Raw genomic sequence first — 20,553 nt, 5'->3', positions numbered from 1 at the left:
ACGTAGTGCGCATTACACAAGACGATCCGAATGGCGCGGGTAGCGCCGCCACGGCTCACGGGGCCGAGGGCGAAGCTCATCAGGGGCAGCTCAGCATGGACAAGCTTGCAATCGAAGGCGGCCGGACCCTCTCCGGCGAAATTCGCGTCTCCGGCGCGAAGAATGCCGCATTGCCGATTCTTTGCGCGAGCCTGCTCGCCGCTGAGCCGATCGAGCTTGAGAACGTTCCGGATTTGAAGGACGTTCGCACGATGCTCAAGCTGCTCAAGCAGATGGGTGTGCGCGTCGAGATGTCGGGCAACGCCGTGTCACTCAACGCTGCGCACGTCGACAATCCTGTCGCACCTTACGATCTCGTCAAGACGATGCGCGCGTCGATCCTCGTGCTTGGGCCGCTCGTTGCGCGATTCGGGGCGGCGAAGGTGTCGTTGCCGGGAGGGTGTGCGATCGGCGCGCGGCCCGTCGATCAGCACATCAAGGGGCTGGCGGCGATGGGCGCGGACATCCGCATCGAGCACGGCTACATCGAAGCGCGTGCGAAGCGCCTGACGGGCGCGCGCATTGTGACGGACATGATTACGGTCACGGGCACCGAAAACCTGCTGATGGCCGCCGTACTCGCCGACGGCGAAACGGTTCTCGAGAATTCGGCGCGTGAGCCCGAAGTCGGCGACCTCGCGCGATTGTTGGTCAGCATGGGCGCCAAAATCGAGGGAATCGGCACCGATCGCCTTGTCATCCAGGGCGTCGACAGGCTGCACGGCGCGCGTCATGCGGTGATCCCCGATCGCATCGAGGCGGGCACGTTTCTTTGCGCTGTGGCGGCTGCCGGCGGTGACGTCACGTTGCGCGACGTGCGTCCCGACACACTCGATGCCGTCATGGCCAAGTTGCGCGAGGCCGGCGTGACGATCGATTCGGGGAGCGACTGGATTCGCGTGCAGATGCACCGCCGGCCGAAGGCCGTCTCGTTGCGCACGTCCGAGTACCCGGCGTTTCCGACCGACATGCAAGCGCAATTCATGGCGCTTAATGTGATTGCCGAGGGCACCGCGCACATCGTCGAGACGATTTTCGAAAATCGCTTCATGCACGTGCAGGAATTGAACCGGCTCGGCGCGAAGATCAGCGTCGATGGCAACACCGCGCTCGTCGCGGGCGTGCCTGCCCTGTCGGGCGCGAGCGTCATGGCGACCGATCTGCGCGCCTCGGCAAGCCTCGTCATTGCAGGGCTCGTCGCCGAGGGTGACACCGTCGTCGATCGTATTTATCACCTCGACCGCGGCTATGACCGAATGGAAGAGAAGTTGACGCGCATTGGCGCGAACGTGCGCCGCCTGACGGGATCGTCCGGTGCGGCAAGCGTGGGGAGCCGCGCATGAGTCTTGCACCGCTCACGCTCGCGCTCTCGAAAGGGCGCATTTTCGAAGAAACGATGCCGTTGCTCGCGGCGGCGGGCGTGCAGGTTTCGGAAGACCCCGAAACCTCGCGCAAGCTGATCCTGCCGACGAGCGCACCGAACTTGCGCGTCATCATCGTACGGGCGACCGATGTGCCCACCTATGTCGAGTACGGCGCCGCGGATTTTGGCGTGGCCGGCAAGGATGTGCTGATCGAGCATGGCGGTGGCGGTTTGTATCAGCCGATCGACCTCAACATCGCGTGCTGCCGGATGTCCGTCGCCGTGAAAGCCGGTTTCGATTACGCGAACGCGGTACGGCAGGGTGCACGTTTGCGCGTTGCAACGAAGTACGTGCAGACGGCCCGTGAGCATTTCGCGGCAAAGGGCGTGCATGTCGACCTCATCAAGCTGTACGGCTCGATGGAGTTGGCGCCGCTGGTCGGGTTGGCCGACGCGATCGTCGACCTCGTCAGCACCGGTGGAACGTTGCGGGCAAACAATCTTGTCGAGGTTGAAGAGATCATGCCGATCTCGTCTCGCCTCGTGGTGAACCAGGCTGCGCTCAAACTCAAGCGCACGGCGCTCAAGCCGTTCCTCGACGCGTTCGAATCCGCATCCCAGCGCGGCGGGCGTGAGCCTTAACCGGCAGCGGACGGAATTGAGCGAGCTCGGGCCTTTACCGAAACGGAATACCAGCATGGCACTGAACATTCGCAAACTCGATTCGAGCGCCGTCGATTTCGACGCAGCGCTTGCGGCGGTGCTCGCCTTCGAGGCGAGCGAGGACGAGGCGATCGAACGCTCCGTCGCGCAAATTCTCGCCGACGTGAAAGAGCGTGGCGACGCGGCCGTGCTCGAGTACACAAACCGCTTCGATCGCCTCCAGGCAAAGAGCATGACCGCGCTCGAGTTGCCGCAATCGGAGCTCGAGGCTGCACTCGAAGGGCTTGAGCCGAAGCCGCGGGCGGCGCTCGAAGCGGCGGCCGCGCGTGTGCGCGGCTACCACGAAAAGCAGAAGATCGAATGCGGCAGCCATAGCTGGCAGTACACCGAGGCGGACGGCACAGTGCTCGGCCAGAAAGTGACGCCGCTCGATCGCGTGGGGATTTACGTGCCTGGCGGCAAGGCTGCCTATCCGTCGTCGGTACTGATGAATGCCGTGCCTGCCCGCGTGGCTGGTGTGCGCGAGATCATCATGGTCGTGCCCACACCCGACGGCGTGCGTAATCCGCTCGTGCTCGCAGCGGCACTCCTCGGCGGGGTCGATCGCGTGTTTGCCATCGGCGGCGCACAGGCAGTCGGAGCGCTCGCTTACGGCACGGGCACTGTGCCGGCCGTCGACAAGATCTGCGGCCCCGGCAATGCCTATGTCGCCTCGGCAAAGCGCCGGGTTTTCGGCACAGTCGGCATCGACATGATCGCCGGGCCGTCGGAAATTCTCGTGATTTGCGACGGTACGACCGATCCGCGCTGGGTCGCCATGGATCTGTTCTCGCAGGCCGAGCACGACGAGTTGGCGCAATCGATCTTGTTGTGCCCCGATGACGCGTTCATCGCACGCGTCGAGGACGCTATCGCGGAGCTTTTGCCGACGATGCCGCGCCGCGATGTGATCCAGCGCTCGCTCGAAGGGCGCGGCGCGCTCGTGAAGGTGCGAGACATGGCCGAGGCCTGTGCGATCGCGAACCGGATCGCACCCGAGCACCTCGAAATTTCGGCAATCGATGCCCAGCAGTGGGCCAAGGAGATCCGCCACGCGGGCGCCATCTTCATCGGCCGCTTTACGAGCGAAAGCCTCGGTGACTATTGCGCCGGACCCAACCACGTGCTGCCGACATCGCGCACGGCGCGTTTTTCGTCACCGCTGGGTGTGTATGACTTTTTCAAGCGTTCGAGCGTGATCGAAGTCAGCGCCGAGGGTGCGCAGACGCTCGGGGAGATCGCTGCCGAGCTGGCCTATGGCGAGGGATTGCAGGCGCATGCACGCAGCGCTGAATACCGGATGAAGCAGACCGGCTGAAACATCGCAACGGCAGTAACAACGGCAAGAACAACGGTTGAACCCGGCTGAACCATCATGACCACACCGAAAGACGTGATTCGCGGCGACGTGCTCGCCATGACGAGCTACCCTGTCCCCGATGCCACGGGGTTCGTGAAGCTCGATGCCATGGAGAACCCGTACACACTGCCTGAGGCGCTGACTGCAGAGCTCGGCGAGCGCCTTGCGGGCGTTGCGTTGAACCGCTATCCGGCGCCACGGCCTGCCGCGTTGATCGAGAAATTGAAGCGCGTGATGGGCGTGCCGGCAGATTGCGGCGTGTTGCTCGGCAATGGTTCGGACGAGATCATCAGCATGATTGCCGTCGCCTGCGCGAAGCCCGGCGCGAAACTTTTGGCGCCGGTGCCGGGCTTCGTCATGTATCAGATGTCGGCGAAGTTTGCGCAGCTCGAGTTCGTCGGGGTGCCGCACCGGTCCGATCTGACGCTCGACACGGAAGCCATGTTGGCTGCGATTGCCGAGCATCGTCCGGCGATCGTCTATCTCGCCTATCCGAACAACCCGACCGGAACGCTCTATCCCGACGAGGACATGGAGCGCATCATCCGTGCGGCGGGGGAGAGCCTGGTTGTCATCGACGAGGCTTATCAGCCATTCGCGCAGCGCAGCTGGCTGCCGCGCGTGCTGGAGTTCGACAACGTCGTCGTAATGCGCACGGTGTCGAAGCTGGGCCTTGCCGGCATTCGGCTCGGCTATCTGGCAGGATCGCCCGTGTGGCTCGACGAACTCGACAAGGTCCGCCCGCCGTATAACGTCAACGTACTGACCCAGGCGGCCGCCGAGTTCATGCTCGATCACGTCGATGACGTGCTCGAAGCGCAAGCCGCGGCATTGCGCGCCGAACGCACGCTGCTGGCCGATGCCGTTGCAGAACTGCCGGGCACGACCGTTTTCCCAAGCGCAGGCAATTTCCTGCTCGTGCGCGTGCCGGACGCGGATGCCGTGTTCGAAACGCTACTGGCCGCGCGGATTTTGGTCAAAAACGTGAGTAAAATTCACCCGTTACTGGCAAATTGCATACGTTTGACGGTAGGCACGCCCGACGAGAATGCGCAAATGCTGGCCGCATTGAAGCTGATTTTGAAGTAGTTACTGAAAAACGGGTCCGCGCTGCGTGCTGATCATTCATCGGTGCGAGTCTGGATTGCCATTTTTCCGCATTTTTCCCGCTTGATTCGAGGTTTTCCATGCGCTTGGCGGAAGTCGTTCGCAACACCAGCGAGACGCAAATCCGTGTGAAGATCAACTTGGACGGCACCGGCCAGCAAAAGCTGGCTACTGGCGTGCCGTTTCTCGACCACATGCTCGATCAGATCGCACGACACGGTTTGATCGATCTGGAGATCGAGGCGCATGGAGATCTCCATATCGACGACCATCACACCGTCGAGGACACGGGCATCACGCTGGGCCAAGCCGTCGCGAAGGCGATCGGCGACAAAAAGGGAATCCGTCGCTACGGCCATGCGTATGTGCCGCTCGACGAGGCGCTCTCTCGCGTCGTCATCGACTTTTCGGGCCGTCCAGGTCTCGAGTTCCACGTACCGTTTACGCGCGCGCGGATCGGCACGTTCGACGTCGACCTGTCCATTGAGTTTTTCCGTGGCTTCGTCAATCATGCTGGCGTCACGTTGCATATTGATAATCTGCGCGGCCTCAACGCCCATCACCAGATGGAAACGGTATTCAAGGCATTCGGTCGAGCGCTGCGGATGGCCACAGAGCTTGATGAGCGTGCGGCAGGACAAATTCCGTCAACCAAAGGCAGCCTTTGAGCGCTCATGACTCACCGATGCGCGCGAGGCGCATCGGCTCGCGATGGATTTTCTGAAGTCGTTCATTTCGCTGCTGGCGCTGATCAACCCGGTCGGCGCGGTGCCGTTCTTCCTGAGCCTGACCTCGGAGCAATCCCAGGCCGAGCGTCGGCGCACGATCCAACTTGCCTCGATTTCGGTGTTTTGCGTCATCGCGGTGACGACGGTGTTCGGTGAGCAGATCATTCGCTTTTTCGGCATCTCGGTGGGCTCGTTGAGGGTAGGTGGCGGCATCATCATGCTGCTGATGGCCATCAACATGCTGAACGCGCAGATCGGCAATACGCGTGCGACAGCCGAAGAGCGTGACGAAGCGGAATCGAAGAGCAGCATTGCGGTCGTGCCGCTCGCGATCCCGCTCCTCACGGGGCCCGGCGCGATCAGCACGGTGATCGTTTTTGCGGCGAGCACGAGCCACTGGTATGACCGGATCGGGCTCATTGTGATCGGTGCCGTGCTCGCGGCTGTCTGTTTCTTGTCGCTGCGGCTCGCCGAGCCGATCGCCCGCTGGATTGGCCAAACGGGCATCAATATTGGCACGCGGCTGATGGGTTTAATGTTGTCGGCGCTGGCGGTGGAGTTCATCGTCGACGGATTGAAGGCATTGCTGCCTAACTTGCGATGACAAAGATTGCGATTGTGGATTACGGGATGGGCAACCTGCGCTCCGTGCAGCAGGCGCTTAAAAAGGCGGCGCCCGAGGCCGATGTGGCCATCATTGATCATCCCGATGGCATACGTGCCGCCGACCGCGTCGTGCTACCGGGCCAGGGAGCGATGCCCGATTGCATGCGCAGCCTGCGCGAATCGGGATTGCAGGATTCGGTGATCGAGGCGTCGCGCAGCAAGCCGCTCATGGGCGTATGCGTCGGTGAGCAGATGCTGTTCGAGTGGAGCGCCGAAGGCGACACCGACGGCCTTGGCCTGATGCCCGGCAAGGTTGTGCGTTTTGCGCTCGAGGGCCGCCTGCAGGATGACGGCTCGCGCTTCAAAGTGCCGCAGATGGGTTGGAACCGCGTCCGGCAAACCCAGGCCCACGCGCTCTGGGACGGCGTACCCGACGGCAGCTTTTTTTACTTCGTTCACAGTTACTACGTTGTGCCCGACAATACGGCTCACGTCGCCGGGCAAACGGATTACGGTGCGGCATTTACGTCGGCAGTTGCGCGCGACAACCTGTTTGCCACGCAGTTCCACCCCGAAAAGAGTGCCGAGGTGGGCTTGCGTCTCTACCGGAACTTTGTGCACTGGAACCCATAAAACACCCCAGCATTTCTAACTGTGCGGCGGCCGGCGCATCGAGAGACTGTACTAAACTAGCGAGACGGTTCGCGGCAGGCGAGACGGTTCGCGGCAGACGCCGCCCGCTCGCCCCTCCGGCCATCGATTTTCAACCCATCCCAGACTTTACGCGATTGCTATGCTGCTGATTCCCGCTATCGACCTCAAGGACGGTCAGTGCGTTCGCCTCAAACAGGGCGATATGGACCAAGCGACGATATTTTCCGAGGATCCCGCCGCGATGGCCCGACACTGGGTCGATCGAGGTGCACGGCGGCTGCATCTGGTCGATTTGAACGGCGCGTTCGCCGGCAAGCCGAAAAACGAGGACGCGATCCGCGCGATCATCGACGAGGTGGGCCGCGAGATCCCCGTACAACTGGGCGGAGGCATTCGCGATCTCGAGACGATCGAGCGCTACCTCAACGATGGCCTTTCGTACGTCATCATCGGCACGGCCGCGGTCAAAAACCCGGGCTTTCTGCAGGACGCCTGCACGGCATTTGGCGGGCACATCATCGTGGGGCTCGACGCGAAGGATGGCAAAGTGGCCACGGACGGCTGGAGCAAGCTGACCGGTCACGAGGTGGTCGATCTTGCGCGCAAGTTCGAGGACTACGGATGCGAATCGATTATCTATACGGACATTGGTCGCGACGGCATGCTCCAGGGCATCAACATCGATGCGACGGTGCGCCTCGCTCGCTCGGTGAGGATTCCCGTCATTGCCAGCGGCGGCCTGTCGAACATCGCCGACATCGATGCCCTCTGTGAGGTTGAGGATGAGGGTGTCGAAGGCGTGATCTGCGGGCGCGCAATCTACTCGGGCGATCTCGATTTTGCGCAAGCGCAGACACGCGCGGACGCTTTGCGCGAGTCGGACGATGCCTGACGCGGCGCAAAGACCCGGAGCCCGGAGCGCTTGACGACGCGTTTCGCAGCGCTTTGCGGGTCGAAAGCGGGCCGAAACGGTCGAAAAACGGTCAAAAGAGGGCGGCCGAAAGCGGCCGGGCACGAATACCACGATGGCCGTACGCTCTGCGCGTGCGGCCATCAGAGCGGCAACTTGCACCCATATGGCTTTAGCTAAACGCATCATCCCCTGTTTGGACGTGACGGCCGGGCGTGTCGTCAAAGGCGTCAACTTTGTCGAGTTGCGCGACGCCGGCGATCCGGTCGAGATCGCGCGCCGCTACGACGAGCAAGGCGCGGACGAGTTGACGTTTCTCGACATCACCGCGACGTCGGACGGTCGAGACCTGATCCTGCCGATCATCGAGGCCGTCGCTTCGCAAGTCTTCATACCGCTCACGGTCGGCGGCGGCGTGCGCGCCGTTGAGGACGTGCGCCGGTTGCTCAACGCGGGGGCGGACAAGGTCAGCATGAACTCGTCCGCCATCGCGCAGCCGCAGCTGGTGCGCGATGCGGCCAAAAAGTACGGCTCACAGTGCATCGTCGTCGCCATCGACGCGAAGCGCGTCTCGGCCGACGGCGAGACGCCGCGCTGGGAAGTTTTTTCGCATGGCGGGCGCAAGTCGACGGGGCTCGACGCCGTGCAATGGGCGACGCAAATGGCCGAGTACGGTGCGGGCGAAATCTTGCTGACGAGCATGGACCGCGACGGCACGAAGAGCGGGTTCGACTTGGCGCTGACACGGGCCGTGTCGGATGCCGTGCCGGTGCCGGTCGTCGCCTCGGGCGGCGTTGGATCGTTGCAGGACTTGGCTGCCGGGATCGTCGATGGCCATGCGGACGCCGTGCTGGCCGCGAGTATTTTCCACTATGGCGAGTACACGGTCGGCGAGGCGAAGCGCTTCATGGCGCAGCAGGGCATTTCAGTGAGGTGGTGATGAACGAGCTTTTGCTCACTATCGTTTGCGGCGCCCCGAAGGAAGTCCCCTTGGCGGAAGGGAGCCTGAGATGACTGCCCCTGACAAATCATGGCTGGACAAGGTCCAGTGGGATGCGAACGGGCTTGTGCCCGTGATCGCGCAGGAAGCATCGACGAACGATGTGCTGATGTTCGCGTGGATGAACCGTGAGGCGCTCGTCAAGACGATCGAGACGGGCCGTGCTGTTTACTTCTCGCGCTCGCGCCAGCGCCTATGGTTCAAGGGCGAGGAGTCGGGCCACGTGCAGCATGTGCACGAGGTGCGGCTCGATTGCGATGAGGACGTGGTGCTGCTGAAAGTGGAACAGGTCTCAGGCATCGCTTGCCACACCGGCCGCCATTCATGCTTTTTTCAAAAGTTCGAAGGGACGGCTGACGAGGGTGACTGGGTGGCGGTCGACCCCGTGCTCAAGGATCCCGAGCACATCTATCGCTGACGCCGCTCGCGTTGTCGCGTCGATGGGGAAGCTTCATCGAGCGATACCGCAAGAACGCCTAAACACCAACGTTACAAAGACCGATCTTACTGATGCAAACCACCGAAGACACGCTGCTGCGGCTTGCCGCCATCATCGACAGCCGCAAGGGCGGGGATCCCGACAGTTCGTACGTCGCCCGTCTTTTTCACAAGGGCGACGATGCCGTGCTGAAGAAGATCGGGGAAGAGGCGACGGAAGTCGTCCTCGCGGCGAAGGACGTCCGCCAAGGCGGCGCGCCCGCTGCGCTTGTCGGCGAGGTGGCCGATCTCTGGTTTCACTGCCTCGTCATGCTGTCGCACTTCAATTTGAGCCCGGCCGATGTCGTTGCCGAACTCGAGCGGCGCGAGGGCATGTCGGGTATCGAGGAAAAGGCGCTCAGAAAGCGTAAGGAGCGCGAGCAAAACGGAGGCTGACGGCGTGTGACGCTCTTGCCCACCACGGGTGCGGGCTTGGGCGGTCCCCGCCGCTGCTGGGGCCGACAACCCACGAGAGCGGCCTGCAGGGTGTGCCTGCCGGCCGTGAGCGAGTGGATGGGATCAGTGAGGAGAGCGAAGATGGAAGACACGCACGGCGGACATTCATCGGCTTCCTACAGCGACGCGCTCGACGCGCATCGTGAGCGCGGTATTCGCACGCTGACACATGTGCTTTACGCCCTTTACGCGCTACATTGGTTCACGGGCGGCATCTCGGGGCTGGTGGCAATCATCGTCGATTATCTGAAACGGCCCGACGCGGCGGGGACGCCCTACGCAGTGCACTTCCAATGGCAGATCCGCACCTTTTGGCTGGGGCTGGCCGGTTATGTGATCGGCGGGATTCTCGCCGTTGTGGGAATCGGCTTTGTTATCCTTGCAGCCGTTTCGATCTGGATGCTGTACCGTATCGTCAAAGGCTGGCTGTATCTTTACGAAAATAAGCCGATCGAGCCGCGCGCATGGATTTGACACCGCGGCGCGTATGCAACCGGGAACACTATGAGCCACGAAAACTGCCTTTTCTGCAAAATTGCCTCGGGCGAAATTCCGAGCACCAAAGTGCACGAGGATGAGGAGTTCCTCGCCTTTTACGATATCCGCCCGGCGGCGCAGACGCACGTTCTAGTGATTCCGCGCCGGCATATCGCCACGCTGTCAGATTGCGTCGAAAGCGATGCGCCGCTGCTTGGTAGAATGATGGTTCTGGCCGCGCGTCTCGCCGAGAAGCTCGGATGTTCTTATACGGGCGGCGAGACGGGCTTTCGTACGGTGATCAATACGGGGCCGGGCGGCGGTCAAGAGGTATACCATCTGCACGCGCATCTGCTGGCAGGGCCGCGTCCGTGGCTGCGGATGGGATGATTCGCGATGCCGCGCCGTTCACGCATCATCGACTGGCGGCGAATTGATGAGGGCATTGCAATCCGGCGCAAATGGGGGCGAAAGCTTGCGCAGGAAGCGTCGGAAGGCGATGTTGGGGAATAGGGAGCACGTGCGCTCCGGTCATGGCTGAAAGGCCGATATTGCTAAGCCGTGGCGGGTTCGGCACGGTGAGGTTAGGGAGATTTTCATGGGTGGGTTCAGCATTTGGCACTGGCTGATTGTGCTTTTGATCGTGGCACTCGTCTTCGGCACGAAAAAGCTGCGCAATATCGGCGGTGATCTGGGTAGTGCCGTCAAGGGCTTCAAGGACGGCATGAAGGACAGCGAGGCGCCGGCAACGCCGGCTGCGCCCGCAGCGACGAACGAGCGACGCGAGCTGTCGAGCGACGCGGTCGACGTCGAGGCGAAGGAAAAGGCACGCTCGAGCGACGCTCGCTGATTCCCGCAGCGCCCACGTGACGGAAGAAGGAAGCGATGCTGGACCTCGGTCTTACCAAAATGGCGCTGATCGGCGTAGTTGCGCTGGTCGTGCTGGGCCCTGAGCGCTTGCCGCGCGTTGCACGCACGGCGGGGGCGCTATTCGGCCGCGCACAGCGCTACATCAATGACGTGAAGGCTGAGGTCTCGCGGGAAATCGAAGTCGAGGAGTTGCGCCGCATGAAGACCGATTTCGAATCGGCCGCGCGCAACGTCGAAAGTACGATTCACGAAAACGTGCGCCGCCACGAAAGTGATCTGACCGAAGCCTTGCAGGCCGGCATGCCCGGCTCGCCGAGCATTGCAGGTGGTGCGTCCGCTTCCACGGACGATGCGCTTGCGTCCGGCGGCGCGCCAGACGGCTCAGCGTATAGCGGTGGCGGCTTGCCCGGGTCGACAACCGGTGGTGCTGCTCTGCCCACTGCGGAGAAGCGGCGCAATTGGAAAGCCAAGCGACTTTCAACACCCGTGTGGTACAAGCGGGCGACGGGCCGCCGCACGCGTGTTCAGTCTGGGGCGGCGCGCGTCGCGCGACATACGCCAGTGAGTCTGCGCACGCCGCGGCGCTTCCTTTGATACGGTGCGCGCGGCGAAGCCGTACGACCTTTTTTTCAGTTTCGAAACCGCAAGTGACGATCTCCCAACGAGGGCCGGTGTGAGCGACCCCATGAAGCCGAACAGCCCCAACGATGGCAGCGACGAGGGCGCGCAAGAAACATTTATTTCGCATCTCGTCGAACTGCGTGACCGGATCATCCGAGCAGGGATCGCGGTCATCGTTGTTTTCGTTTCGTTGGTTTATTGGGCACCGGATATCTTCCGGCTCCTGGCTCGACCGCTGATGCAGAACCTGCCACGCGGCGGCAAGATGATCGTGACGGACGTGACGGGCTCGTTCTTCGTGCCGATGAAAGTCACGATGGTCGTCGCCCTCGTGATTGCGCTGCCGGTCGTCCTCTACCAAATTTGGGCCTTCGTGGCGCCGGGTCTTTATCAGCATGAGAAGCGGCTTGTCGTTCCGCTTGTCGGCAGCAGCTACATGCTATTTCTATGCGGGATGGCATTTGCCTATTTCTTCGTATTCCCGACGATCTTTCGCGTCATGGCGCACTACAACGCGCCGCTCGGCGCGGAAATGACCACGGACATCGACAATTACCTGAGCTTTGTGCTGACGATGTTCTTGGCCTTCGGCGTGACGTTCGAGGTTCCGATTGTCGTTGTCCTGCTCGTGCGCATGGGCGTGCTGACGGTCAAGAAACTCAGAGAAATCAGGCCGTACGTGGTTGTAGGCGCTTTCGTCGTTTCGGCGGTCGTTACGCCACCCGATGTCGTTTCGCAGCTCATCCTCGCCGTGCCGCTCGTTCTGCTCTACGAGGCAGGCATCATTGTCGCGCGGCTTATGGTTGGCAAGGAAAGCGCGGTGGCCGACGGCAAGCGTGCGGCAGGCTGATCCCGCCGATTCACCGGCTTTCGCTTAAACGTTTCTCGCAACCGCGCGGTTATTCGTCGGGCTGCGAATTGTCGTCCAACGCTTGCTTCGGCGGCGGCGGGCGCTTGCCGATGGTGACGCTGACGTCGATGTCTTTGTTCTTGCGCTTTAAGTGAACCCTGGCGTCGGTGCCGGGCTTGATCTGGGCGATGACGTTGAGCAGTCGCGTCGTATCGGTGATTTCCTGGCCGTTGACATCGAGCAGGACGTCGCCCGGTTTGATGCCGGCCTTGTCGGCCGGCCCGCCTTGTAGAACGCCGGCGACGATCGTACCCTTTTGCTCGAGCCCGAACGACTCGGCGATGGCGGGAGTCACGTCTTGCGGTTCGACGCCGATCCAGCCGCGCGTGACGGTGCCCGTTGTGATAATGCTTTCGAGGACGCTTTTCGCCGTCGACACGGGGACGGCGAAGCCGATCCCGAGCGAGCCGCCCGAGCGCGAATAGATGGCGGTATTGATGCCGAGCAGATTGCCGTGAGCGTCGATGAGTGCGCCGCCCGAGTTGCCGGGATTGATCGGCGCGTCCGTCTGGATAAAGTTTTCGAAGGTGTTGATGCCGAGGTGGTTGCGCCCGAGCGCGCTGATGATGCCCATCGTTACCGTCTGGCCGACCCCGAACGGATTGCCGATCGCAAGCACGACGTCGCCCACGCGAACCTCATCCATCCGGCCGAGCGTAATCGTCGGCAGGTTGCCCATGTTGACCTTGAGCACTGCGAGATCCGTTTCGGGATCGATGCCGACCACCTTGGCGTTCGTCCTTCGGCCGTCGGCGAGTGCGATCTCGATCTGGTCTGCGTTATCGACGACGTGCTGGTTCGTTAGAATATAGCCTTCCGAGCTGACGATGACGCCCGAGCCAAGGTTGGTCGCCTGCTCGTCGCGCGGATCGTGACCGTTTTTGGGGTTGCCGAAGAAATAGCGGAAGAGTGGATCGTTCGCTTGTGGGCCCGGCGGCAGCGATCCCCCCTTGCCGGAGAAGACGTTGACGACAGCCGGCATGGCCTTTTGAGCTGCGTCGGCGTAGGTATCGGTCGGCGCAGAGGAGCCCGTGCCCGGCGCGACCTCGCGCAGCGCAACGATAGGCGAGGCCAGTTGCTCGCCAAACTGCCCTTGCCGCTCGAGCCATTGCGGCTTGAGCGTCACCACGATGAACATGAGTGCAAGCAGCACCGTCACCGCCTGGGCAAAGAACAGCCAGAACCTTCTGAGCATTTGAACTATCGAGGCTTCCATGGATCGCATCGAACTTGAATTGTACTTGAACGGGTTGCTCGAAACCGGCCGGTTCAAGGACTACTGCCCGAACGGCCTGCAGGTGGAAGGGCGGCGGCGTATCGAAAAGATCGCAACCGGCGTCACTGCCTCGCTGGCTCTTCTCGAAGCCGCGCTGGAGTGGGGGGCCGATGCCGTGCTCGTCCATCACGGCTACTTCTGGCGTGGTGAAGCGCAGCCGGTGACTGGGCGCAAATACCGGCGGCTCAAGCTTTTGCTGGCCAATGACCTCAATCTCTTTGCCTACCACCTCCCGCTCGACGCGCACCCCGAGTATGGCAACAACGCCCAGTTGGGGGCGCGCATGGGCTTGATTGGCGAGGCGCATTTCGGCGCCGACGATCTCGGCTGGATGGCGACGTTGCCGATGCCGATCACACTTGCGCACTTCAGTGCGCAAGTCGAGCAGACGCTCGGCCGCACGCCACTTGTGTTCGGCGACCCTGACAGAGAACTGCGGCGTGTCGCCTGGTGTACGGGCGCTGCGCAGAGCTATTTCGAGGCGGCTATCGATGCGGGCGCGGACGTCTATCTGACGGGTGAAGTCTCCGAGCCTACGACGCATATCGCCGCTGAAAGTGGTGTCGCATTTCTGGCGGCGGGGCATCACGCGACCGAGCGTTATGGCGTGCAGTCCCTCGGTGCGCATCTGTCCGAGCGCTTCGACGTGGAGCACCTATTTATCGATATTGATAATCCCGTTTAATTGTTGCGTATTGCATACGTAACGATGCGCTGGATGAAACACTCAAAGAAAGAGACAGCGCATAGGCGACAAACGACAGGTTGAGAACGTGGGGGAAAACCCTGAATTATCAAAGACTTCGTCCGCTTTCGGGTGGGCGGGCCTTGTAAATGCCGACTCCATTCCCGCAAACTAGCGGCGGTGGCAAAGCGAAACGGTAAATCCAACTCAGAAGTGGGGCGTGTAATGCAAGACAACGAAGAGGAACGCGTCGACGGCAGCCGCCGGACGTGGCTGATCGCGACAGGCGTCGCGGGCGGTTTCGGGGGCGTGGCTGCTGTCATTCCGTTTGCGGGCTCTTTGGCACCATCCGAAAAGGCAAAGGCCGCGGGCGCGCCGGTCGAGGTCGATATCAGCGATTTGAAGCCGGGCGAGATGAAGACGGTTGCCTGGCGCGGCAAGCCGGTCTGGATTATCAATCGCACGGATGCCATGTTGGACGACGTCAAGAAGGCTGATGCCGAGGTGGCCGATCCGCAAAGCAAGAATCCGTTCTCGATTCCGTTGCCCAGCTACTGCAAGAACGAGTACCGCTCTCGCCCCGATCACAAGAACATCCTTGTCGTCGTTGCGGTCTGCACGCACCTCGGTTGCTCGCCCAGCGCACGTTTCACGCCCGGCCCGCAACCGAACCTGCCGAGCGACTGGCCCGGCGGTTTCTTATGTCCTTGCCACGGCTCGACTTACGATCTGGCCGGCCGAGTCTTCAAAGACAAGCCAGCGCCGCAAAACTTGGATGTGCCTCGCTTTATGTTCCGATCGGCGCAAACCATCGTCATCGGCCAGGACGAACAAGGAGAAGCGTAATGGCGACGGAAAAGGAAGTCGAAACCGCAACTGAGAAGCGGGTCGACACGTCGGGCCTCGTCGGCTGGATCGATCAGCGCTTTCCGATGACGGCCACTTGGCGGGCGCATGTTTCGGAGTACTACGCACCGAAGAACTTCAACTTCTGGTATTTCTTCGGCTCGCTTGCGTTGCTCGTGCTCGTCAACCAGATCGTCACGGGCATCTTTTTGACGATGAACTACAAGCCCGACGCGACGCTTGCCTTCGCATCCGTCGAGTACATCATGCGCGAGGTGCCGTGGGGTTGGCTCATCCGCTACATGCACTCCACGGGCGCGTCGATGTTCTTCGTCGTCGTGTACCTGCACATGTTCAGGGGGCTGCTCTACGGCTCTTATCGCAAGCCGCGCGAGCTCGTGTGGATTTTCGGCTGCACGATTTTCCTCTCGCTCATGGCCGAGGCGTTCTTCGGTTATCTGTTGCCGTGGGGCCAAATGTCGTTTTGGGGCGCGCAGGTCATCGTCAATCTTTTCTCGGCGATCCCCTTTATCGGCCCGGATTTGTCGTTATGGATCCGCGGCGATTACGTCGTCTCGGACGTGACGCTGAACCGTTTCTTCGCGTTCCATGTCATCGCGATCCCCCTCGTGTTGATTGCCCTCGTCTTCGTGCATATCGTGGCGCTCCACGAGACCGGATCGAACAACCCGGATGGCATCGAGATCAAGGCGAAGAAGGGGCCCGACGGCCGGCCGCTCGACGGCATCCCGTTTCATCCGTACTACACCGTGCATGACTTCTTCGGAACGTGCGTGTTTCTGATGGTGTTCGCCGCGATCATCTTTTTCGCGCCTGAAATGGGCGGGTATTTCCTCGAGCACAACAACTTCATCCCGGCGAATCCATTGCAGACGCCGCCCGAGATCGCGCCCGTCTGGTACTTCACGGCGTTCTACGCGATGCTGCGTGCGACGACGGATCCGTTCAAGTTCGCGCTGATGATCGTAGTGGCAGTGCTGGGTCTGGTCGCGCTCATGCGCGCGCGTGGCAAGTGGCGCATCGGCCTGCCGGTGCTCGCCGCGCTCGTCCTCGTCGCCATGTCTGTGACCGAGTCCAAACTCTGGGGTGTCGTGGTGATGGGGTCGGCCGTGGTGTCGCTCTTTTTCTTGCCGTGGCTTGACCAAAGCCCAGTGAAGTCGATCCGCTACCGGCCACTGTTCCATAAGGTGTTCTTCGCGATCTTCGTGCTGGTGTTTTTCACGCTCGCGTTCCTTGGGACACGTCCGCCGTCGCCGGGAGCAACCGTCATCGCGCAAATCTGCACGATGCTTTACTTCGCGTTCTTCCTTGGCATGCCGTTTTGGACAAAGCGCGGCACATTCAAGACGCCGCCCGAGCGAGTCCAGTACACGCCACATTGAAAACGGGAGCGAGAACAACGATATGAAAACATGGCTTTTGAAGCTTGCGCGAATCGGCGCCGCGGGAGTGGTGCTCGTGGCCGGTGCCGCGACGCTCCCCGCTTATGGACAGGAAGAAGGGTTTCGGCTCGATCATGCGCCTGACAACACGGCGAGCCTCGTGTCGTTGCAGCACGGCGCGCAATTGTTTGTAAATTACTGTTTGAATTGCCACAGTGCGAATCTGGTACGTTACAGTGCGCTGACCCAGCTCGGCATTTCGCAGAAAGAGATCGAGCAGAATTTGCTGTTTACGACGGACAAGGTCGGCAACACGATGGGCATTGCGATGAGGCCGGACGACGCGAAGACGTGGTTCGGCGTAACGCCGCCCGATTTGTCCGTCGAGGCGCGCGCACGCGGCAGCGATTGGCTTTATACCTATCTGCGCAGCTTCTACCGTGACGATTCGCGGCCGACGGGATGGAACAATATGGTGTTCCCGAACGTCGGGATGCCTAACGTTTTGTGGCAGCTACAGGGCGAGCAGACAACAAGGTTCGAGGACGTGACCGATCCTGAAACAGGGGAGAAGGCGCATCGCTTCGTTGGCTTCCAACAGGCCAAGCCCGGGACGCTCTCCCGGGTGGATTATGATGCTGCTGTGGCCGACCTTGTCGCCTACCTGACCTGGATGTCCGAGCCGACACAGCGCACACGCAAGCAGTTGGGCGTGTGGGTGCTGCTATTTTTAGGCGTGCTGACCTTTTTCGCCTGGCGGCTCAACGCGGCGTACTGGAAAGATGTTAAATAACCACGCCGTGACCGGTGTTAGGGCTGGCGATTTTCGGTGTTGGCCCTTCAGCTTCTTGAGGAAAAATTAGACATGATGGTTCTGTATTCCGGCACTACTTGCCCGTTCTCCCAGCGTTGCCGGCTGGTTCTGTTTGAAAAGGGGATGGATTTCGAGATTCGCGACGTCGACCTTTTCAACAAGCCGGAAGATATTGCGGTGATGAATCCGTACGGACAAGTCCCGATCTTGGTCGAACGCGATCTGATCTTGTACGAATCGAACATCATCAACGAGTACATTGACGAGCGGTTCCCGCATCCGCAGCTGATGCCGGCCGATCCGGTGCAGCGTGCGCGTGCGCGGCTCTTTCTGCTGAACTTTGAGAAGGAGCTGTTCGTCCATGTGAGCACGCTCGAGAACGAGAAGGGCAAAGTGGCCGAGAAGGGCCACGAGAAGGCACGTCTTGCGATCCGCGACCGCCTGACCCAGCTGGCGCCGATTTTCCTCAAGAACAAGTACATGCTGGGCGAAGAGTTTTCGATGCTCGACGTGGCGATTGCGCCGCTCTTGTGGCGCCTCGATCACTACGGCATTGAGCTTTCGAAGAACGCAGCGCCGTTGATGAAGTATGCGGAGCGGATCTTCAGCCGGCCGGCTTACATTGAGGCGCTGACACCGTCCGAGAAGGTGATGCGCCGCTAAGGGCGGCTCGAAAGACGCGGATTTGGGCGGCTCTGCTGTGGGGTGCGAGGCTCGATGGAGCTCGTGCCTCTCGCGGCGCCGTTCCAGTGCGAGGACTGTTGATGCAAGAGATTTCCACGAAGCCGTATCTGCTGCGCGCCCTGTATGAGTGGTGCACCGATAACGGGTATACGCCGCATATCGCGGTGAGGGTCGATGACCTGACGCGCGTGCCGCGCCAATTTGTGCATAACGACGAGATCGTGCTCAACATCAGCTTCGAGGCGACGAGCCAGTTGCAGATGGGCAATGAATGGATTGAGTTTAGCGCAAGGTTCTCGGGCAAGGCGCAGAAGATCGAGGTGCAGGTAGCGAACGTGCTTGCGATTTACGCGCGCGAGAATGGTCAGGGAATGGCGTTTCCTGTCGAGCCTGCTGTGAAGGCGGGGGCGGCTCCTGAGGGAGAGGCGCGCGAGGTGGCGAGTACTCGTGTGCAGTTGACCGAAACTGAGCAGCCGGAAGAGCAATTGCCGTCCTCCGATGACGAAAACGTCAAAAGCGGCGGTAAGAATCACCTCAAGGTCGTGAAATGAGGTAGAATTTCGTTCTTACGCCGGCTTAGCTCATCTGGTAGAGCAGTTGATTTGTAATCATCAGGTGGCGGGTTCGAGTCCTGCAGCCGGCACCATATTCTTCCGATGACCTCCGAGGTTGTCCGAAAACCCCGCTAGAGTCCTTGATTCTGCGGGGTTTTTTGTTGTCCGATGCCAGCGTGTACCCCGAGCGCCTTGCCCTTGCCCGCCAGCGACGAGCAGAGGCGCGAGAGCAAGTGGCAACGGGATCAAAATTGAGTACAACACAGAGCGGCCCGATAGTGCGCTCGGCTACCTGACGTGCCAGCAGTTCGCGCAGGCCCTCGAAGTGACGCAGCTATTAACCTCGGACTCTAAGGCCGTGTCGGACTAATGCTGGGGGCAAGTCAGCGCGATCTTGAATGGCTGGGTCGTCCCCACGGCCACTGAGATTGCGTTCGCGCTCGGCATTCTTTCCCTACTCGGCGACCGGGTGCCATCTTGGCGCAATCGTGATCATTGCGCTGGCCGCGGCATCCCTCCCTTCGGGGATGAAGCGCCACGTGGGCTCTCCAGGAACCGAACGATTTCGAGACGACCACTCGAGGTATGCAGGGGCCCAAATTCTATTTGTGTCTATTTGTGGCGATAAAGCGCGGGCGGGGGGAATCGGAACGTCGGGCACCCGCTGGCGGGGTTCGGCATCTCGAATGTGCGGGGCAACACGGACGCGTGCAGTTCGTGAAGGTACTGTTCAATGTGGACCTCGCGATCTTTACATAACGAGCACGGGGATAAAGCGTGAACCACGATAATCCGTCCGACTGTCGCAGTTATCCAGAAATAAAAAGCCACTCTGTCTCGGCTGGTACGGTAATGTTTCTTTAGGGGAAAATATACATTTCCGGGTCAGATGCGCCAATGATAAATTCGATAGCATCGCGTGGTTTAGATGGTGCGCTTTCTTGCGGAATTTTCGCTCTGGCCTGTCTATTAGCGCTGGCTCTTGGAAAATTGCAGGACGTTGATCCAGTCAATCAGTCCATCCACAGGCTCGGATATATAGAAGGTCTGAGAGCATGCGCAGCCCTACTCGTTCTTTGTAGTCACTCCGTGGCAATTCTCCGGTTTTATATTGATGGAACGTATGGCTCGCTTGGGGTGCTCAAGAACATGGGTGCGCTCGGAGTGCAAATATTTTTTTCCATCACCGCTTATTTGTTCATCGGTAAGATATTGCGAGGCGGGCCCGTCAATCCACTTTCGTTCATGCGGAGTCGGGTGCAAAGAATAGTTCCTATGTACACGTTCGCGGTATTGCTGGCGATTATTCTTTATGCGCTTAACACTGGCGCTTTCGCAACCGCCAAGGAATATCTAAACTTATACCTGCAAGGTTTTGTTGCTCGGCCCTCTTTCATGCTGGGTGGCATAAGTGCCGTGCAGGTCATAGGAACGATATGGACACTCCCGTTCGAATGGCAGTTCTATGTTGCCGTTCCGTTCATCGCTTACGCGCTCTCATCGAGAGCTATGACGTTGATGCTGATCGTCGGGTTTTTTGCCCTTGCCGTATTCTCTGTCAGGCGCGCACCCGATGTCTTCTGGATTTTCTTCATTCCTGGCGCCCTCGCTGCTTTTCTGCGAATGAAAGTGCCCCAAGTTAATAAGACGGCCAGGATGGTGCTATCCGGCATAGCTGTAGTCATCGTGTTACTGGCCATCTTCACCGGAGGCGTGCAATCCTACGACGTCAAACGGGTGATCATGTTGGCTATCTTCATTTCCTGTATCGCTCTGGCGGAGCCGAAAGTCTTATGTGCCAAGCCGCTAGCGTACCTTGGTAAGATTAGCTATAGCATCTACTTGCTGCAACTGCCATGCATCTTCATGAGTCGATGGATACTCGAGAGCTCGGCATTTTTCAACTCCCCGGGCCTACCGTATGCAACGGTTCTGTTCTTCGTCGCGTTGATATTCGTTTTATCGGCCATGACGTACCGCTTTCTAGAAGCGCCGTGCATGCGGTGGAGCC

Annotated in this window: 25 protein-coding genes and 1 tRNA gene; 25 read left to right on the top strand and 1 reads right to left on the bottom strand. The window is 60.6% G+C overall.

The window, feature by feature from the left end; translation table 11 throughout:
- Positions 1–95 precede the first annotated feature (95 nt).
- From murA to tatC, 16 genes are all read left to right on the top strand, one after another.
- A complete protein-coding gene (murA, locus tag VL598_RS00675) occupies positions 96–1,382 on the top strand; it encodes a UDP-N-acetylglucosamine 1-carboxyvinyltransferase (protein ID WP_325324790.1) in 1,287 nt (428 codons plus the stop codon).
- Complete coding sequence (gene hisG / locus VL598_RS00670) at positions 1,379–2,044, top strand: ATP phosphoribosyltransferase (RefSeq protein ID WP_325324770.1); 666 nt, start codon at positions 1,379–1,381, stop codon at positions 2,042–2,044. The genes murA and hisG overlap by 4 nt, the downstream gene beginning before the upstream one ends.
- A 55-nt stretch (positions 2,045–2,099) precedes the next feature.
- Entirely contained in the window at positions 2,100–3,422 is a 1,323-nt protein-coding gene (gene hisD / locus VL598_RS00665; RefSeq protein WP_325324769.1) for a histidinol dehydrogenase, read from the top strand.
- A 57-nt stretch (positions 3,423–3,479) separates the two neighbouring features.
- Positions 3,480–4,553 carry a histidinol-phosphate transaminase gene (gene hisC / locus VL598_RS00660; RefSeq protein WP_325324768.1) on the top strand — a complete coding sequence of 358 codons (1,074 nt, stop codon included), beginning with the start codon at positions 3,480–3,482 and terminating at the stop codon, positions 4,551–4,553.
- Between the two features lie 98 nt (positions 4,554–4,651).
- Positions 4,652–5,239 (top strand): imidazoleglycerol-phosphate dehydratase HisB, encoded by a 588-nt coding sequence (gene hisB / locus VL598_RS00655; protein WP_325324767.1) that lies wholly within the window; start codon positions 4,652–4,654, stop codon positions 5,237–5,239.
- A 43-nt stretch (positions 5,240–5,282) separates the two neighbouring features.
- Positions 5,283–5,903 (top strand): YchE family NAAT transporter, encoded by a 621-nt coding sequence (locus tag VL598_RS00650; protein ID WP_325324766.1) that lies wholly within the window; start codon positions 5,283–5,285, stop codon positions 5,901–5,903.
- Positions 5,900–6,538: an imidazole glycerol phosphate synthase subunit HisH gene (gene hisH / locus VL598_RS00645; RefSeq protein ID WP_325324765.1), complete on the top strand. Its 639-nt coding sequence runs from the start codon at positions 5,900–5,902 to the stop codon at positions 6,536–6,538. Before VL598_RS00650 ends, hisH begins: the two co-directional genes overlap by 4 nt.
- 160 nt (positions 6,539–6,698) lie before the next feature.
- A complete protein-coding gene (gene hisA / locus VL598_RS00640; protein ID WP_325324764.1) occupies positions 6,699–7,451 on the top strand; it encodes a 1-(5-phosphoribosyl)-5-[(5-phosphoribosylamino)methylideneamino]imidazole-4-carboxamide isomerase in 753 nt (250 codons plus the stop codon).
- A gap of 184 nt (positions 7,452–7,635) precedes the next feature.
- Positions 7,636–8,409 (top strand): imidazole glycerol phosphate synthase subunit HisF, encoded by a 774-nt coding sequence (gene hisF, locus VL598_RS00635; protein WP_325324763.1) that lies wholly within the window; start codon positions 7,636–7,638, stop codon positions 8,407–8,409.
- Positions 8,410–8,479: 70 nt separating this feature from the next.
- A complete protein-coding gene (gene hisI / locus VL598_RS00630) occupies positions 8,480–8,887 on the top strand; it encodes a phosphoribosyl-AMP cyclohydrolase (RefSeq protein WP_325324762.1) in 408 nt (135 codons plus the stop codon).
- A gap of 89 nt (positions 8,888–8,976) precedes the next feature.
- Entirely contained in the window at positions 8,977–9,342 is a 366-nt protein-coding gene (locus tag VL598_RS00625) for a phosphoribosyl-ATP diphosphatase (RefSeq protein ID WP_325324789.1), read from the top strand.
- A gap of 141 nt (positions 9,343–9,483) precedes the next feature.
- On the top strand, positions 9,484–9,876 hold the full coding sequence (locus VL598_RS00620; RefSeq protein WP_325324761.1) for a hypothetical protein: 393 nt from the start codon (positions 9,484–9,486) through the stop codon (positions 9,874–9,876).
- Positions 9,877–9,906: 30 nt separating this feature from the next.
- The gene (locus tag VL598_RS00615) at positions 9,907–10,269 is read left to right on the top strand and encodes a histidine triad nucleotide-binding protein (protein WP_325324760.1); all 363 of its coding nucleotides are present in this window, start codon (positions 9,907–9,909) and stop codon (positions 10,267–10,269) included.
- A gap of 208 nt (positions 10,270–10,477) precedes the next feature.
- Positions 10,478–10,729, top strand: coding sequence for a Sec-independent protein translocase subunit TatA (gene tatA, locus VL598_RS00610; protein ID WP_325324759.1), 252 nt, complete (start codon positions 10,478–10,480; stop codon positions 10,727–10,729).
- 35 nt (positions 10,730–10,764) lie between these two features.
- The gene (tatB, locus tag VL598_RS00605; protein ID WP_325324758.1) at positions 10,765–11,343 is read left to right on the top strand and encodes a Sec-independent protein translocase protein TatB; all 579 of its coding nucleotides are present in this window, start codon (positions 10,765–10,767) and stop codon (positions 11,341–11,343) included.
- A 91-nt stretch (positions 11,344–11,434) separates the two neighbouring features.
- Complete coding sequence (gene tatC, locus VL598_RS00600) at positions 11,435–12,220, top strand: twin-arginine translocase subunit TatC (RefSeq protein WP_325324788.1); 786 nt, start codon at positions 11,435–11,437, stop codon at positions 12,218–12,220.
- Positions 12,221–12,269: 49 nt separating this feature from the next.
- Here the strand turns inward: tatC and VL598_RS00595 are convergent, their stop codons facing one another.
- The gene (locus VL598_RS00595; protein WP_325324757.1) at positions 12,270–13,475 is read right to left on the bottom strand and encodes a S1C family serine protease; all 1,206 of its coding nucleotides are present in this window, start codon (positions 13,473–13,475) and stop codon (positions 12,270–12,272) included.
- Between the two features lie 19 nt (positions 13,476–13,494).
- On the opposite strand from VL598_RS00595, the gene VL598_RS00590 reads away from it, so the two are divergent.
- The 9 genes from VL598_RS00590 to VL598_RS00550 all read left to right on the top strand — a co-directional run.
- A complete protein-coding gene (locus VL598_RS00590; protein WP_325324756.1) occupies positions 13,495–14,241 on the top strand; it encodes a Nif3-like dinuclear metal center hexameric protein in 747 nt (248 codons plus the stop codon).
- A 225-nt stretch (positions 14,242–14,466) separates the two neighbouring features.
- Positions 14,467–15,087 (top strand): ubiquinol-cytochrome c reductase iron-sulfur subunit, encoded by a 621-nt coding sequence (gene petA, locus VL598_RS00585; RefSeq protein ID WP_325324755.1) that lies wholly within the window; start codon positions 14,467–14,469, stop codon positions 15,085–15,087.
- On the top strand, positions 15,087–16,490 hold the full coding sequence (locus VL598_RS00580; protein ID WP_325324754.1) for a cytochrome bc complex cytochrome b subunit: 1,404 nt from the start codon (positions 15,087–15,089) through the stop codon (positions 16,488–16,490). The genes petA and VL598_RS00580 overlap by 1 nt, the downstream gene beginning before the upstream one ends.
- Before the next feature lie 22 nt (positions 16,491–16,512).
- Entirely contained in the window at positions 16,513–17,283 is a 771-nt protein-coding gene (locus VL598_RS00575; protein WP_325324753.1) for a cytochrome c1, read from the top strand.
- Positions 17,284–17,355: 72 nt separating this feature from the next.
- Positions 17,356–17,967, top strand: a complete 612-nt coding sequence (locus tag VL598_RS00570; protein ID WP_325324752.1) for a glutathione S-transferase N-terminal domain-containing protein — start codon at positions 17,356–17,358, stop codon at positions 17,965–17,967.
- A 101-nt stretch (positions 17,968–18,068) separates the two neighbouring features.
- Positions 18,069–18,539: a ClpXP protease specificity-enhancing factor gene (locus VL598_RS00565; RefSeq protein ID WP_325324751.1), complete on the top strand. Its 471-nt coding sequence runs from the start codon at positions 18,069–18,071 to the stop codon at positions 18,537–18,539.
- A gap of 19 nt (positions 18,540–18,558) precedes the next feature.
- Positions 18,559–18,634 (top strand) — tRNA-Thr (locus tag VL598_RS00560).
- Positions 18,635–18,936: 302 nt separating this feature from the next.
- Positions 18,937–19,170: a Na+/H+ antiporter NhaA gene (locus VL598_RS16960; RefSeq protein ID WP_414718635.1), complete on the top strand. Its 234-nt coding sequence runs from the start codon at positions 18,937–18,939 to the stop codon at positions 19,168–19,170.
- Between the two features lie 269 nt (positions 19,171–19,439).
- The coding region (locus VL598_RS00550) for an acyltransferase (protein WP_325324750.1) at positions 19,440–20,553 on the top strand (1,114 nt) is incomplete at its 3' end.

Source organism: Trinickia sp., assembly GCF_035492435.1.
GTDB lineage: Bacteria > Pseudomonadota > Gammaproteobacteria > Burkholderiales > Burkholderiaceae > Trinickia.
The sequence above is the reverse complement of the archived record's forward strand: the minus strand, read 5'-3'. Positions and strand labels throughout refer to the sequence as shown.

Excerpts from the sequence above, each read along its gene's own strand:
- murA (WP_325324790.1), top strand. The coding sequence starts at position 96 with ATGGACAAGCTTGCAATCGAAGGCGGCCGGACCCTCTCCGGCGAAATT.
- hisG (WP_325324770.1), top strand. The coding sequence starts at position 1,379 with ATGAGTCTTGCACCGCTCACGCTCGCGCTCTCGAAAGGGCGCATTTTC.
- hisD (WP_325324769.1), top strand. The coding sequence starts at position 2,100 with ATGGCACTGAACATTCGCAAACTCGATTCGAGCGCCGTCGATTTCGAC.
- hisC (WP_325324768.1), top strand. The coding sequence starts at position 3,480 with ATGACCACACCGAAAGACGTGATTCGCGGCGACGTGCTCGCCATGACG.
- hisB (WP_325324767.1), top strand. The coding sequence starts at position 4,652 with ATGCGCTTGGCGGAAGTCGTTCGCAACACCAGCGAGACGCAAATCCGT.
- VL598_RS00650 (WP_325324766.1), top strand. The coding sequence starts at position 5,283 with ATGGATTTTCTGAAGTCGTTCATTTCGCTGCTGGCGCTGATCAACCCG.
- hisH (WP_325324765.1), top strand. The coding sequence starts at position 5,900 with ATGACAAAGATTGCGATTGTGGATTACGGGATGGGCAACCTGCGCTCC.
- hisA (WP_325324764.1), top strand. The coding sequence starts at position 6,699 with ATGCTGCTGATTCCCGCTATCGACCTCAAGGACGGTCAGTGCGTTCGC.
- hisF (WP_325324763.1), top strand. The coding sequence starts at position 7,636 with ATGGCTTTAGCTAAACGCATCATCCCCTGTTTGGACGTGACGGCCGGG.
- hisI (WP_325324762.1), top strand. The coding sequence starts at position 8,480 with ATGACTGCCCCTGACAAATCATGGCTGGACAAGGTCCAGTGGGATGCG.
- VL598_RS00620 (WP_325324761.1), top strand. The coding sequence starts at position 9,484 with ATGGAAGACACGCACGGCGGACATTCATCGGCTTCCTACAGCGACGCG.
- VL598_RS00615 (WP_325324760.1), top strand. The coding sequence starts at position 9,907 with ATGAGCCACGAAAACTGCCTTTTCTGCAAAATTGCCTCGGGCGAAATT.
- tatA (WP_325324759.1), top strand. The coding sequence starts at position 10,478 with ATGGGTGGGTTCAGCATTTGGCACTGGCTGATTGTGCTTTTGATCGTG.
- tatB (WP_325324758.1), top strand. The coding sequence starts at position 10,765 with ATGCTGGACCTCGGTCTTACCAAAATGGCGCTGATCGGCGTAGTTGCG.
- tatC (WP_325324788.1), top strand. The coding sequence starts at position 11,435 with ATGAAGCCGAACAGCCCCAACGATGGCAGCGACGAGGGCGCGCAAGAA.
- VL598_RS00595 (WP_325324757.1), bottom strand. The coding sequence starts at position 13,475 with ATGCTCAGAAGGTTCTGGCTGTTCTTTGCCCAGGCGGTGACGGTGCTG.
- VL598_RS00590 (WP_325324756.1), top strand. The coding sequence starts at position 13,495 with ATGGATCGCATCGAACTTGAATTGTACTTGAACGGGTTGCTCGAAACC.
- petA (WP_325324755.1), top strand. The coding sequence starts at position 14,467 with ATGCAAGACAACGAAGAGGAACGCGTCGACGGCAGCCGCCGGACGTGG.
- VL598_RS00580 (WP_325324754.1), top strand. The coding sequence starts at position 15,087 with ATGGCGACGGAAAAGGAAGTCGAAACCGCAACTGAGAAGCGGGTCGAC.
- VL598_RS00575 (WP_325324753.1), top strand. The coding sequence starts at position 16,513 with ATGAAAACATGGCTTTTGAAGCTTGCGCGAATCGGCGCCGCGGGAGTG.
- VL598_RS00570 (WP_325324752.1), top strand. The coding sequence starts at position 17,356 with ATGATGGTTCTGTATTCCGGCACTACTTGCCCGTTCTCCCAGCGTTGC.
- VL598_RS00565 (WP_325324751.1), top strand. The coding sequence starts at position 18,069 with ATGCAAGAGATTTCCACGAAGCCGTATCTGCTGCGCGCCCTGTATGAG.